Origin of the sequence: Streptomyces sp. NPDC059567 (assembly GCF_042735655.1) — a bacterium.
Classification (GTDB): Bacteria; Actinomycetota; Actinomycetes; order Streptomycetales; family Streptomycetaceae; genus Streptomyces.
On record NZ_JBHWBS010000095.1, the window covers coordinates 17,076 to 29,978 of the forward strand.

Sequence of the window (12,903 nt, forward strand, 5' to 3'; positions counted from 1 at the left end):
GGCGCCCGCGTGCGCTGCGGCGGGGCTGCGCCGCGCCCACCTCATCCTCGCGGCGCCCGCGCCGGGCTCGCCCCCACGGCTCACTGCTCGGGAAGAGCCTGACGGCCTCTGGTCAGGAGTCCGAGCGGTCGGCCTTCGCCGCCTTCTCGGCCTGCATCTCCTTGATCCGGACCGCTTCCTTGCGGACCTCGGCCTGGGTGGCGCGCTCCTTCCGCAGCCACTCCGGGTCTTCCTTCTTCAGTTCCTCGATCTGCTCGGTGGTGAGCGCTTCGGTGATGCCGCCCCGCGCGAGGCCGGAGATGGAGATGCCGAGCTTGGCCGCGATCACCGGGCGGGGGTGCGGTCCGTTGCGCCGCAGCTCGCGGAGCCACTCGGGCGGATCGGTCTGCAGGGCGTTCAGCTCGGTGCGCGAGACCACACCCTCCCGGAACTCGGCGGGGGTGGCCTCGAGGTACACACCCAGCTTCTTCGCCGCGGTCGCGGGCTTCATCGTCTGGGCGGTCTGGTGCGACGTCATGGTGTCAAGGGTATCGAGCGTGTGAGCTACCTCTGACCACGACCGGTAACCTGGCGGGGTGACTGGCCAGGAAGTACCCCCCTCGTTCCGGCTCGCCTACGTCCCGGGAGTGACGCCCACGAAGTGGGTGCGGATCTGGAACGAGCGACTGCCCGACGTTCCGCTGACCCTCGTCCAGGTGCCGCCCGCCGAGGCCTGCGCCCTGCTGCGGGACGGCGGCGCGGACGCGGGTCTGGTGCGCCTGCCGGTCGACGGTACGGACCTCAGCGCCATCCCCCTCTACGCCGAGACGACCGTCGTGGTGATCCCCAAGGACCACGTCGTGGCGGCGGTGGACGAGGTGTCCCCCGAGGATCTGGCCGAGGAGATCGTGCTGCATCCGCTCGACGACACGCTCGACTGGGAGCGTCCGCCGGGGCTGCCGGCGCTCGAGCGCCCGGCCACGACGGCCGACGCGATCGAGCTGGTGGCGGCAGGGGTGGGGCTGCTCGTCGTGCCCCAGTCGCTGGCGCGTCTGCACCACCGCAAGGACCTCACCTACCGCCCGGTGTCGGACACCCCCGAGTCGCGGATCGCGCTGTCGTGGCCCCAGGACGAGACCACGGATCTGGTGGAGCAGTTCATCGGGATCGTCCGTGGGCGGACCGTGAACAGCACGCGTGGCCGTCCCCCGACCGCGCCGCAGCCGAAGGGCAAGCGTCCGGAGAAGGGCGGCAGGCCGGCGGCGAAGAGCCCGCGGAGCGGTTCGGGCGGTTCCGGCCGCGGCGGTGCCGGCGGCGCGAAGGGCGCCAAGAGCGCGCCCAAGGGCTCGAAGAACGTCAAGCGCGGCAAGCCGCGCCGCAAGCCGTAGCACGTCCCCACCAGCTCCGACCAGGGCTGATAGGCGTACACCTATGGCTCCTGTCGCGATCGGGTCTTGGACAGGGACGCGCGCCGGCTGATCTTCTGGCGCCATGAGCGACGACACGAACGCGCAGAACCATCACGGCTTCGCACGGCGGGCGATGCTCCGAGGCGCCGCGCTCGGCGCGGCCTTACCCCTGCTGCCGACCGCGGCGGGCGGCGCGACCTCCTCGGCGGCCCAGCCCCGGTCCGCCGCCTCCACCCCCGACCCGGACTCCGCGTCGCTGCGCTGGCTGGGCACGGCCGGCTGGCGGATCGAGGTGGGCCGTCGGACGGTGCTCTTCGACCCCTATCTCACCCGCTTCAAGACGGGTCTCTTCGACGCCGCCTTCGATCCGGCCACGCAGATCGAGGCGACCGACGCCACGTTGGTGCGGGACTTCGCCGGGAGTCCGGAACTCATCCTGGTCAGCCACTCCCACTGGGACCACATCGCCGACGTGCCGTACATCGCCAAGGCCACCGGCGCGCGTGTCGTGGGAACCGAGACCACGTTCCATCTGCTGGTCGCCTTCGGTGTGGATCCGCTCCAGATCTCGGTGGTCAAGGGCGGTGAGGTGCTGGACTTCGGCGGCGGTCTCACGGTGGAGGTGGTGGCGAGCCTGCACAGCCGCAACAAGAAGCATGCCTACTTCGCCCCGGGAACCCGCACGGCGCCGCCCGCCACCGTCCCCGAGACCATCTCCGACCTGCCGGAGGGCGACACCCTCGCGTTCCAGGTCACGGCCGGCGCCGGGGGTCCCGCCCTGTTCCTCATGGGCGCCAGCGACTTCTCCGAACGGTCGGCCGACGGACTGCGCCCCGACGTGGCGATGGTCGCCGTCCCCTCCGGCTCCGCGACCCACCGCTACGCACCCCGGCTGCTGCGCGCGCTGGGGCGCCCGCCGGTGGTCGTCCCGGTCCACTGGGACAACTTCGAGACGCCGCTGCGCGAGCCTGTGGTCCCCGACCCCACGATGGACCTGGCCGGGCTGATCGACCAGGTGCGTCGGGAGTCGCCGGCGAGTCGCATCGTCGTGCCCGACTACCGGAGCGTGTACGGCGGTGACATGCGCCCCCGCCGCTGACCTTCCACCGGGCAGGACGGGAAACGCCGTCGCCCCCGACGGGTGACCGGGGGCGACGGCGGTCGGCGTACGGAGCGGGTCAGGCGACGGTCACCAGGCGACCGGAAGGCGCTCGGGGATGCGCTTCATGAAGCGGGTGCGCCAGACGAGTTGGTCGACCGGGACCGCGAGGTGCAGGTCGGGCATCCTGTCGAGCAGGACCTCCAGGGCGATCTCGGTGTGCTTCTTCCCGAGCGCCGTGGCCGGGCAGTAGTGACCGCCGCCGCCGAACGACAGGTGAGCCGCGGCGTTCGGCCGGTCGATGTCCACGGTGTGCGGGTCGGGGAAGACGGCCGGGTCGGTGTTGGCCGCCTCGACCAGGACGAGGAGCAGCTCGCCCTTGCGGACCTCGACGTCTCCGAGCGTGACGTCCTCGAGGGCGAGGCGCGGCAGCCCGTCGGCGATGGAGAGGTTGACGCGCAGCAGCTCGTCCACGGCGGCCGGGATCCGCTCCGGTTCCTTGCGGAGCCGCTCCCAGACGTCGGGGTTCTGGAGCAGGGAGAAGATGGCCATGGTGAGGAAGCCCATGGTGGAGATGACGCCCGCGCCGAAGAAGGTGACGCCGACGGTGGCCAGCATCTCGTCGGTCAGATGGGCGTAGTCGGGATTCCCGCGCAGGGCGGCGAGTTCGGCCATCAGTCCCGTGGTCGCGGGGTCGTCCAGGCGCTCGACCATGTAGGCGATGTCGCGGTCCCAGTTGAGCCGGGCGCCGGTGACCGGGCATGCCGAGTTCATGAACGCGATGTCCAGGCTGGCGGCGAGGCGCGGCGCGTCGGCCTCGGGTATGCCGAGGATCCGGCAGTGGAGGTTCTCCGCGTACGGGTTGGTGAACCGGCCGCGGAGGTCCACGGGCGGGCCGTACGCGAGGAGTTCGTCGACGAGCTCGGAGGCGTGGCGGCGCATCCAGTCGGTGAGGCCGTCGGTCTTGGGGTTGATCGCCTTGAGGACGGCCTTGCGCAGGCCCGCCCCGGTGATGTTGCCCATGTTGTTGACCACCTCGGGCGGGATGGTCAGTGCGTACTGCCGGGGGGCGCCGGGCGCCGAGGTGTCCTTGAGCGAGAAGCGGGGGTCTTCGAGGACCTGCTTGCACAGCTCGTAGGAGGACACCAGCCAGGCCGGGTCGCCGGCGATGGTGCGGACTCGTTTGACCGGCTCGGCGCGCAGGGACTCGATCTCGGTCGGAAGACGGTCGCCGCGGGCGGAGAACGGGAAGTCGGTGAGCGTGTCAGTGGTCATCGTGGTCTCCGAGGATCGCGCTGACGATGGCGTGGCCCTGGTTGCGGGAGGCGCGCAGTCCGGAGCCCCTGGAGTAGAGGAGTTCGGCCATCGGCAGGAGCTGGTGGTAGCAGTTGAGGGAGGAGGGGACACCGAGGATCGCGGGGGTGTCCAGGAAGAGCGGCGCCTCGGCGCAGATGTACTGGAGGCAGACCTCGCGCTGGCGGGCTGTGGGGGTCTGGCCTTCGAGGACCTTGGAGGAGAGGAACGCCGCGACGAGTTTGTCGCAGGTGGCGAGAAACTCCGGGTCGGTGGCGAGCAGATCGTCCAGGTGCTTGCGCAGGTGCCGGTAGGCGGGTATGTCGAGGAGCGCGGACATGGGGCGTCCTCGGAGCCGTTCGCCGCCGGGGTCGGTGGCGGCGACGGCGTTGTTGACCTTGGCGCGCACGCCGCGGAGGTTCTTGACCGTCTTGCGTCGGGCCTCGTCCGGCGGGTAGCCGAGGGCCTCGTACATGTCGGCGACGTGCAGGTCGGTATAGATGAGGTCGACCTGCTCGAAGTTGCGCAGTCCCCAGGCGGCGAGGTCGGCCACGCGCTGGGCGGAGAAGTAGCCGTTGCCGGGGGAGATGCCGATGACCGCGTGGGCGCCTTCGGTGTGGATCACTTGGCAGTGCTGCGTGTACGGCTGGACCTTGAAGCTGTCGGTCGCTGTCGTCGTCAAGTGAAGAGGTGTCCTTCGGGCCGCTAGTCCCGTCGGGGCCGTGTGCCCCTGGTGTGGCGGCGACGGCATGAAGTTACCGGCGATCTCCACAGAGTGACGATTCTGATCACGAGGTGGCTCGTAATCGTCTGTACACGACCGAAATTGATATGCCGCTCCTGATCTGGAGCGGCATATTCCGGCCATTGTCTCGGGTGTTGGACGCTCAGCTCGACTCGCGGCGCACCAGCTCCGTGGGGAGGATGACCGCGGACGGTTCCTCGCCGCCTATGCGGGCGAGCAGCATCCGGACCATCTCGGTGCTGATGCGGTCCCACGGCTGACTGATCGTGGTGAGCGGCGGGCGGGAGGACACGGCGGCCTGGGAGTCGTCGAAGCCGCCCACGGCGACGTCCTCGGGGACCCGGCGGCCGGCGCGGTCAAGGGCGTCGAGCACGCCCTGGGCCATCAGGTCCGAGGCCACGAACACGGCGTCGATGTCGGGGGCGCGCTCCAGGAGCAGGGCGGCGGCGCTCTCGCCGCTCGCCCGGCTGTAGTCGCCGGTGGCGATCAGCGCGTCGTCGGCGGGCAGGCCGCACTCGGCCAGCGTCTCGCGGTATCCCGCGAGGCGTTCGACGCCGCCCGGGGTGTCCAGGGGGCCGGTGACGGTGGCGATCCGGCGGCGCCCCGTCTCGTACAGATGGCGGACCATGTCCCGTGCGCCGTCCCGGTCGTCCGCCGCGACGTAGCCAATCTTGGCGGTCTGGCCGAGCGGTTTGCCGCAGGCCACGACCGGGACGCCCGCCGCATGCAACTGGGCGACGACAGGGTCGCCGGAGTGGCTGGAGACCAGCAGTACGCCGTCGACGTGGCCGGCCTCGATGTAGCGCAGATTGCGCCGCCGTTCGTCCTCGGTGCCCGCGATCATCAGCAGCAGCGGGATGTCCTGGGCGGCGAGCGCCTGCGTACAGGCCCGCAGCAGCACGTTGAAGTTGGGGTCCTCGAAGAACCGCTCCTGAGGCTCGGTCAGCAGGAACGCCACCGAGTCGGACTTGCCGGTGATCAGCGAGCGGGCGTGCCGGTTCACGACGTAACCCGTCCTGCGGATCGCGGCGTCGACGGCCGCCTTGGCGGTGGGGCTGACGTAGTGCCCGCCGTTGAGCACGCGCGAGACGGTGCCGCGCGAGACGCCCGCCTCCCGTGCCACGTCGTGGATGGTGGCCGGGCGACGCCTGCCCGCTGGAATGCCCATGCTCGTTTCCCCTTGTTCCCCGGTGCTCAGGACTTTACGGCGCCGGACAGCAGATCGAGGCTCCAGAACCGCTGGATGACCAGGAACAGGGCGATGAGCGGGACGATCGCGAGCAGCGCACCGGTGATCACCAGCGTGTAGAGGGCGGGTTGGCCGGCGCCCTGCTTCAGCAGGGTGAACAGACCGACGGTCATGGGGAACTTCTCGTCGTCGCCGAGCATGATGAACGGCAGCAGGAAGTTGTTCCAGATGGCGACGAACTGGAAGAGGAAGATCGTCACCAGGCCCGGGGACATCATGGGCAGGGCGATCCGCAGGAAGATGCGCCACTCCCCCGCGCCGTCCATCCGGCCGGCCTCCACGAGCTCCATGGGGATCGCGGCCTCGGCGTAGATCCGGCCGAGGTAGACGCCGTACGGCGAGAGGATCAGCGGCAGCAGGACGGAGAGGTACGTGTCCGTCAGATCGGCCTCGGCCATGAGCAGGTACTGCGGGATGGCGAGGATCACCGGGGGCATCAGCACGCCGGTGAGGATCAGGTTGAAGAAGGTCTCGCGGCCGCGGAAGCGGTAGACGGCGAGGGCGTAGCCGGCGAACGCCGACACGATCGTGGACAGGACGGCGCCGAGGCCCGCGTAGAAGACGGAGTTGGCCATCCACCGCCAGTAGAGGCCGTCGCGGTACGCGGCGAGGTCGGCGAGGTTGTCGCCGAAGCCGTTGCCGGGGAGGAAGGTGAAGGTGGAGAAGAGGTCGGCGCCCGACTTGGTGGAGGCCACCAGGACCCAGGCGATGGGGAGCAGGCAGTAGAGCGCGCCGAGGAGCAGTGCGGCGGTCGGCAGGAGGGCGACGCGGCGCGGGCTGGGGGTCCCCCCGCCGGAGGCAGGGGGAGGCCCCTGGGACGTTCCGGGCGTGGTGCCGGCTGCCGGGGCGGCCTTGCGTACCTGCCGCGGGGAGGCGAGCCCGCTCATCGGGTGGCTCCTTGCTTCGTACGACGGTTGGAGGCCCTGAGCAGGCCGAAGGAGAGCAGGAAGGTGGCGGCGGCGAGGACCACGGCGGTGGCGGACGCGGCGTGGATGTTCCCGCCGGTGAAGGCATCGTTGTAGACCTTCATCAGGGGGCTCCAGGTGGTGGGGATGCCGTTGGTGAGCGGCCGGAGCGTGGTGGGCTCGTTGAAGACCTGGAGGGTGGCGATGATGGAGAAGAAGAACGTCAGGACCAGCGAGGGCGCCACCATCGGGATCTTGATCCGCAGGGCGATCTGCAGCTCGGAGCAGCCGTCGAGCTTGGCCGCCTCGAAGACCTCGGTGGGCAGCGAGCGCAGCGAGGTGTAGATCACGATCATGTTGAAGCCGGTGCCGCCCCAGACGGCGATGTTCGCCATGGCCAGGTAGAGCGGGCCGCCGTCCATCAGGTCCGGTTCCGGCATCCCGAGGGCGTCGAGGAGGTAGTAGAAGGGGCTGACGTCCGGCAGGTAGAGGAAGCCCCACATGAGGGCCGCGATGACTCCCGGGACCGCGTACGGCAGGAAGATCACGAGGCGGGAGAAGGAACGGGCCCGTACCCGCTCGGAGTCGAGCAGCAGCGCGAACAGCAGGGCGAGTCCGAGCATGACGGGGACGACGATCGCGCCGTAGCCGAGGATCCGCAGGGCGCTGTGACCGAGTTCGGAGTCGGTGAGGGCGGCGGTGTAGTTCTCCAGGCCGGCCCAGACCTCGCTCCTGGCCCCCTTGCCCAGACCGAGGCCCTTGACCTCGATCTTGTGGAAGCTGAGCCAGAGCGCGTAGCCGATGGGCAGCGCGAAGAAGAGGACGAAGAGGAGCGCGGCCGGGAGGAGGAAGAGGTAGGGGGCGCTTCGCGCTCGTTTGAGGGTGGTGGTGGGCGACGGGTGGGCGTACGGGGCCGCCTTGGCCCCGTACGACCGGCGCACGCCCGTGGAGGGCTGCGTCACTGGGCGACCTCGAAGCCCTGCTTCTTCAGGTCGGCGACGGTGGCGCCCTGCATGGCGGTCAGGGCGGCGCCGAAGTCGGACTTGGCCTTGGCGGCCTTGCCGAACTCGTCCTTGAAGGAGGTGTAGGCCACGTTCACGTTCGGCCCCCAGGCGGCGGGGGCGGTGGTCTTCGCGATCTCGGCGGCCTTGACGTAGAAGTCGGCCTGGCCGGCGAAGAAGTCCGGGGACTTGGCGAGCGCGCCGCCGGTCTGGGCCGCGGTGGCGGCCGGGTAGATGCCGGCCTCCTTGACCAGGGCGGCGAGCGCCTCGGGGTCGGTGTTCAGCCAGGTGGCGAACTTCGCGGCGGCCGCCTTGTGCTTCGAGTCGGTGGTGACGGCTGTGGTGGAGCCGCCCCAGCTGCCGGTGGCGGGCTTGGCCGCGTCCCACTGGGGCAGTGGGGCCATGGCCCACTTGCCCTTGGTGTCGGGCGCGGCGGTGGTCAGGACGCCCGGCGCCCAGACGGCGCTGACCCAGGCGAGCTGCTGCCCGGTGTTGAGGGCCTTGTTCCAGGCGGGGGTGTACATCGGCTGGTTGTCGATGGCGCCCTCCTTGACGAGGCCGCCCCAGAAGTCGGCGACCTTCTTGGTGCCGGGGTCGTCGATGGCGACCTTCCACTTCTGGTCCTGGGTGGTCCACCACTGGGCGCCGGCCTGCTGGGCGAGGCCGGCGAAGAGGCCGGAGTCGTTCGAGGAGAAGGTCGTGAGCGCCTTGTCGGGGGCCTTGGTCTTGAGCGCCTTCGCGGTGGCCGCGAACTCGTCCCAGGTGGTGGGGACCTTGAGGCCGTACTGCTGGAAGAGGTCGGTCCGGTAGAAGAACATCAGCGGGCCGGAGTCCTGGGGCACGGCGTAGACGGCGTCGGAGCCGAGCGTGGTCTGCTGCCAGAGGCCGGGGGCGAAGGCGTCCTTGACGCCGCCGACTTCCTGGGAGATGTCGGCGAGGGCGTCGTTGCTGACCAGCGTCGGCAGCGCCTGGAACTCGGCCTGGACGAGGTCGGGGGCCTGGTGGGCCTTGGACGCCGTGATGATCTTGGTGACCAGGTCGTCGCCGGATGCCTGCTTCTGGACGGTGACCTTGATGTCCGGGTTCTTCTTGTTCCAGATCGCGGCCACCTTGTCCATGTTGGGCGCCCAGGCCCAGTAGGTGAGCGAGACGGGACCTGATTCGGCCTGCTCGTCGCCGTCGGACGAGCCGCAGGCGGTGAGCAGGGCCGCGCCGAGAGCGACGGCGGTGACAGTGGCGACAACACGGTGACGCGAAACGATGGGCATGGAGCCTCTCCCCTGACGAGCGGTCCTCCCGTCGCGGAAGGACCTGCCATGCATCTGTGAGCGTTCACAGTAGAGAAACGTTCCGGACACTTGTCAATGGTGGAACGTGTGCGGTTATGTTGCGTTGCCACATCGAGATCTGATGTGTGTACGTTCCCAGATGTTCGAGTTCGACGCTCAGGAGACAACCCATGCCGGACACCGGCCCCCGAGGTCTGCACCGCCTCGCCTTCGGCGGGGACTACAACCCCGAGCAGTGGCCGGAAAGCGTCTGGCAAGAGGACGTCCGACTGATGCGTGAGGCCGGCGTCACCATGGTGAGCGTCGGGATCTTCTCCTGGGCGCTGCTCGAACCCGAGCCGGGAACATACGATTTCGGCTGGCTCGACCGAGTCCTGGACCTGCTGCACGAGCACGGCATCCGTGTCGACCTGGGTACGCCCACGGTGGTGCCGCCCGCGTGGTTCTACCGCGCCCACCCCGAGGCGCTGCCGGTCAGCCGCGAGGGAGTGCGGTACGCGTTCGGCTCGCGCGGCGCGATCTGCCACAGCTCACCGGCGTACCGCGAGGCCGCGGCCGGGATCACCACCAAGCTGGCGGAACGGTACGCGGGACACCCCGCGCTGGCGATGTGGCACGTCCACAACGAGTACGGCGTCCCTGTCAGCGCCTGCTACTGCGACACCTGCGCGGCCCACTTCCGCCGGTGGCTCGACGAGCGGTACGGATCGGTCGGGGCCGTCAACGAGGCGTGGGGCACCGCCTTCTGGGGCCAGCACTACACCTCGTACGAGCAGATCGACCCGCCGCGTCTCACCCCCACCGTGGGCAATCCGGCGCAGCAGCTCGACCACCGCCGTTTCGCCGACGCGGCCATGCGCGAGAACTTCCGCATGGAACGGGACATCCTGCACCGGCTCTCCCCCGGCGTCCCGGTCACCACCAACTTCATGACCGCGCTCAGCCAGTGCGACTCCGTGGACTACTGGGCCTGGGGCCGCGAGGTCGACCTCGTCACCAACGACCACTATCTGATCACCGACGGCCGCCGCACCCACGTCAACCTCGCGATGGCCGCCGACCTCACCCGCTCCGTGTCCGGCGGAGCGCCGTGGCTGCTCCTCGAACACGCCACGTCTGGGGTCAACTGGCAGCCCCGCAACCCCGCCAAGCGTCCCGGGGAGATGGCCCGCAACTCCCTCGCCCACATCGCCCGCGGATCCGAGGGCGCGATGTTCTTCCAGTGGCGCCAGTCCCGGAGCGGCGCGGAGAAGTTCCACTCGGCGATGCTGCCGCATGCAGGAACCGACTCGCGCGTCTGGCGCGAGGTGGTCGGGCTCGGCGCCGGCCTCGACGCGCTGGCCGGACTGCGCGGCACACGTACCGTCCCGGACGTCGCCATGGTGTGGGACTGGCAGTCGTGGTGGGCGCAGAGCCTGGAGTGGCGCCCGACCGAGGACCACGACGCCCGCGAGCGCGCCGACAGCTTCTACGAGACGCTCTACGACCGGCATCTGACGGTGGACTTCGCCCACCCCGAGGCCGATCTGTCGGCGTACCCCCTGGTCGTGGTCCCCGCGCTGTACCTCACCACGGAGGCCGCCGGCCGCAATCTGCGGGAGTACGTGGAGAGTGGCGGCACGCTCGTCGTCTCGTACTTCTCCGGGATCGTCGACGAGCACGACGCCGTCCACCCCGGCGCGTACCCGGGTGTCCTGCGCGATGCGCTCGGGCTGACGGTGGAAGAGTGGTCACCGCTGGGCGAGGGCGAGTCGGTGCGGATCACGGGACCGGGCGGGGCGACGCTGCCCGCGGACGTCTGGACCGAGTTCGTGGTGGAGCGCGGCGCCCAGCCGGTCTGGACGTACGCGGACGGGCCGGCCGCCGGGCGCCCCGCCGTCACCCGCCACCGTCTGGGCAAGGGCACCGCCTGGTACGTCTCCACCCGGCTCGACGCGGTCTCGCTGGACACCGTCCTCGGTGCCGCCTGCGAGGATGCCGGCATCGCGCCCCGCGGCGATCTCCCCCGCGACGTCGAGGTCGTACGCCGCTCGGGCGACGGCGGTGACCACCTCTTCGCCCTCAACCACTCGGCGCACGACGCGAAGGTGCCGCTGGAGTCCCCCGGCACCGAACTCCTCGGCGGCGACCGCGCCGCCGGTCACCTCGACCTCCCGGCGGGTTCGGTCCGCGTCGTACGCCTGGACGCCTGACCGTCCCCATGACTCCCCGGGGGCGGGCGTCCCGCACGTGTGCCCCCGGGTGAACGGCACCACCGCACCACCTTCCTTTCCCTCCACCGTCGAAGGGACATCGACGATGCACGCCGTTCTCCGCACCCTGCGGTCACTCATGTCAGGTACACGCCTACGCGTCGCCGCGGCCTCCGTGCTCGGCGCCCTGCTCCTGGGCGCGCTGCCCGCTCCACCCGCCCAGGCGGCGACCACGCTCACCAACACCGGTTTCGAGGCCGACGGCACCGGGACCGCAACACCCTCCGGCTGGTCCACCTACTCCCCGACCGGCCAGAACGCGGCCTCGTTCACGGAGGCGGGCGGCCATTCCGGCAGCCACCGGCTGAGCCACTGGGCCTCGACCGCCTACCAGGTGGAGACGTACCAGTACCTGTCCGGGCTGACCGACGGCACCTACACGCTGAGCGCCTGGGTGCGCTCCAGCGGTGGCCAGAGTTCCGCCCATCTCGCGCTGCGCAACTGCGGCTCGGCCGAGCAGCGCACCGATCTGCCGCCCACCCCGAACGGTGCCTGGATACGGCTCGTGACCTCGGTGAAGGTGACCGGCGGCCAGTGCACGGTCAGCGTCAGCTCCCACGCCGCCGCGGGCCAGTGGCTCAACGTCGACGACCTCACCTTCGCCTCCGGCTCGACGGGTCTGTCCGTCAAGGGCGTCGACATCTCCTCGCTGAAGAAGAGCGAGGACCTCGGCGGTACGTACCGCACCGGCGCGGGAGCCACCGGGGACCCCGTGGCGATCCTGAAGTCCGCGGGCGCCACCTACGGCCGGCTCAAGGTGTGGGTGAACCCGGCCGACGGCTACAACGACAAGGCGCGCGTCCTGGCGACGGCCCAGCGCATCAAGGCGCAGGGCATGAAGCTGCTCGTCGACTTCCACTACTCCGACACCTGGGCCGACCCCGGCGCCCAGGCCAAGCCCGCCGCCTGGGCCGGTCACTCGTACAGTCAGCTCACGACCGACGTGTACAACCACACCTACGACGTCCTGAACGCGCTGAAGGCGCAGGGCACGACGGCCGACATGGTGCAGATCGGCAACGAGATCAACACCGGGATGCTGTGGCCCGAGGGCTCGACGGACAACTGGTCGCGGCTGGCGGGGCTCCTGAAGTCGGGGATCTCCGCCACCAAGGCGGCCTCCTCCTCCACGCAGGTGGCGCTCCATCTCGCGCACGGCGGAGACAACGCCCTGTACCGCTGGTGGTTCGACAACGCGACCGCTCAGGGGGTCTCGTACGACGTCATCGCGCTGTCCTTCTACGGGTACTGGCACGGTTCCCTGTCCGCCCTGCAGACCAACCTCGACGACATCTCCGCCCGCTACGGGAAGAAGGTGATGGTCGCCGAGACGGCGTACCCGTTCCGGCTGGACAGCGAGGACGGCCACGAGAACATCATCGACACGTCGGCGGAGCTGGTCTCCGGCTACCCGGCGAGCGCGGCCGGTCAGTCGGCCTGGCTGCGTGACGTGATGAACGTCGTGGAGGCCGTACCGAACGGTCGCGGAGTGGGTGTCGTCTACTGGGAGCCCACCTGGACCGCCGTCGCCGGCAACGGCTGGAACCCGGCCGATCCCGCGTCGGGCAACGGATGGGAGAACCAGGCGCTGTTCGACTACGACAGCAAGCTGCTGCCCGCGGCCTCCTGGCTCGCCCATCGCTGATCGGACGCCGCGGCGGCCGGCCTCGCCTCCCCTGGGG

Annotated in this window: 11 protein-coding genes; 4 read left to right on the plus strand and 7 right to left on the minus strand. The window is 70.3% G+C overall.

What is annotated here, in order from left to right; translation table 11 throughout:
- Positions 1-112: 112 nt before the first annotated feature.
- Complete coding sequence (locus ACFVZW_RS30350; protein ID WP_384527915.1) at positions 113-517, minus strand: DUF5997 family protein; 405 nt, start codon at positions 515-517, stop codon at positions 113-115.
- A 58-nt stretch (positions 518-575) separates the two neighbouring features.
- On the opposite strand from ACFVZW_RS30350, the gene ACFVZW_RS30355 reads away from it, so the two are divergent.
- Together ACFVZW_RS30355 and ACFVZW_RS30360 are read left to right on the plus strand one after the other, a co-directional pair.
- Complete coding sequence (locus ACFVZW_RS30355) at positions 576-1,367, plus strand: LysR family substrate-binding domain-containing protein (RefSeq protein WP_384527918.1); 792 nt, start codon at positions 576-578, stop codon at positions 1,365-1,367.
- Positions 1,368-1,470: 103 nt separating this feature from the next.
- Positions 1,471-2,487, plus strand: a complete 1,017-nt coding sequence (locus tag ACFVZW_RS30360; protein ID WP_384527921.1) for an MBL fold metallo-hydrolase — start codon at positions 1,471-1,473, stop codon at positions 2,485-2,487.
- A gap of 90 nt (positions 2,488-2,577) precedes the next feature.
- Here ACFVZW_RS30360 and ACFVZW_RS30365 read toward each other — a convergent pair whose 3' ends face one another.
- The 6 genes from ACFVZW_RS30365 to ACFVZW_RS30390 form a co-directional block, all read right to left on the minus strand.
- The gene (locus tag ACFVZW_RS30365; protein ID WP_384527924.1) at positions 2,578-3,762 is read right to left on the minus strand and encodes a cytochrome P450; all 1,185 of its coding nucleotides are present in this window, start codon (positions 3,760-3,762) and stop codon (positions 2,578-2,580) included.
- Complete coding sequence (locus ACFVZW_RS30370; protein ID WP_383563829.1) at positions 3,752-4,462, minus strand: tRNA-dependent cyclodipeptide synthase; 711 nt, start codon at positions 4,460-4,462, stop codon at positions 3,752-3,754. The genes ACFVZW_RS30365 and ACFVZW_RS30370 overlap by 11 nt, the downstream gene beginning before the upstream one ends.
- Positions 4,463-4,667: 205 nt before the next feature.
- Positions 4,668-5,693, minus strand: a complete 1,026-nt coding sequence (locus ACFVZW_RS30375; RefSeq protein WP_384527928.1) for a LacI family DNA-binding transcriptional regulator — start codon at positions 5,691-5,693, stop codon at positions 4,668-4,670.
- Positions 5,694-5,719: 26 nt separating this feature from the next.
- The gene (locus ACFVZW_RS30380) at positions 5,720-6,661 is read right to left on the minus strand and encodes a carbohydrate ABC transporter permease (RefSeq protein ID WP_384527931.1); all 942 of its coding nucleotides are present in this window, start codon (positions 6,659-6,661) and stop codon (positions 5,720-5,722) included.
- Positions 6,658-7,641, minus strand: coding sequence for a carbohydrate ABC transporter permease (locus tag ACFVZW_RS30385; protein WP_384527934.1), 984 nt, complete (start codon positions 7,639-7,641; stop codon positions 6,658-6,660). Before ACFVZW_RS30385 ends, ACFVZW_RS30380 begins: the two co-directional genes overlap by 4 nt.
- Positions 7,638-8,948 carry an ABC transporter substrate-binding protein gene (locus tag ACFVZW_RS30390; RefSeq protein WP_384527937.1) on the minus strand — a complete coding sequence of 437 codons (1,311 nt, stop codon included), beginning with the start codon at positions 8,946-8,948 and terminating at the stop codon, positions 7,638-7,640. Before ACFVZW_RS30390 ends, ACFVZW_RS30385 begins: the two co-directional genes overlap by 4 nt.
- A 191-nt stretch (positions 8,949-9,139) precedes the next feature.
- Here ACFVZW_RS30390 and ACFVZW_RS30395 point away from each other — a divergent pair, with 191 nt between their 5' ends.
- Both ACFVZW_RS30395 and ACFVZW_RS30400 read left to right on the plus strand, forming a co-directional pair.
- Entirely contained in the window at positions 9,140-11,161 is a 2,022-nt protein-coding gene (locus ACFVZW_RS30395) for a beta-galactosidase (RefSeq protein ID WP_384527940.1), read from the plus strand.
- Positions 11,162-11,300: 139 nt separating this feature from the next.
- Positions 11,301-12,866, plus strand: coding sequence for an arabinogalactan endo-beta-1,4-galactanase (locus ACFVZW_RS30400; protein WP_384527943.1), 1,566 nt, complete (start codon positions 11,301-11,303; stop codon positions 12,864-12,866).
- The last annotated feature ends 37 nt before the right edge of the window (positions 12,867-12,903 follow it).

Excerpts from the sequence above, each read along its gene's own strand:
- ACFVZW_RS30350 (WP_384527915.1), bottom strand. The coding sequence starts at position 517 with ATGACGTCGCACCAGACCGCCCAGACGATGAAGCCCGCGACCGCGGCG.
- ACFVZW_RS30360 (WP_384527921.1), top strand. The coding sequence starts at position 1,471 with ATGAGCGACGACACGAACGCGCAGAACCATCACGGCTTCGCACGGCGG.
- ACFVZW_RS30365 (WP_384527924.1), bottom strand. The coding sequence starts at position 3,762 with ATGACCACTGACACGCTCACCGACTTCCCGTTCTCCGCCCGCGGCGAC.
- ACFVZW_RS30375 (WP_384527928.1), bottom strand. The coding sequence starts at position 5,693 with ATGGGCATTCCAGCGGGCAGGCGTCGCCCGGCCACCATCCACGACGTG.
- ACFVZW_RS30380 (WP_384527931.1), bottom strand. The coding sequence starts at position 6,661 with ATGAGCGGGCTCGCCTCCCCGCGGCAGGTACGCAAGGCCGCCCCGGCA.
- ACFVZW_RS30390 (WP_384527937.1), bottom strand. The coding sequence starts at position 8,948 with ATGCCCATCGTTTCGCGTCACCGTGTTGTCGCCACTGTCACCGCCGTC.
- ACFVZW_RS30395 (WP_384527940.1), top strand. The coding sequence starts at position 9,140 with ATGCCGGACACCGGCCCCCGAGGTCTGCACCGCCTCGCCTTCGGCGGG.
- ACFVZW_RS30400 (WP_384527943.1), top strand. The coding sequence starts at position 11,301 with ATGTCAGGTACACGCCTACGCGTCGCCGCGGCCTCCGTGCTCGGCGCC.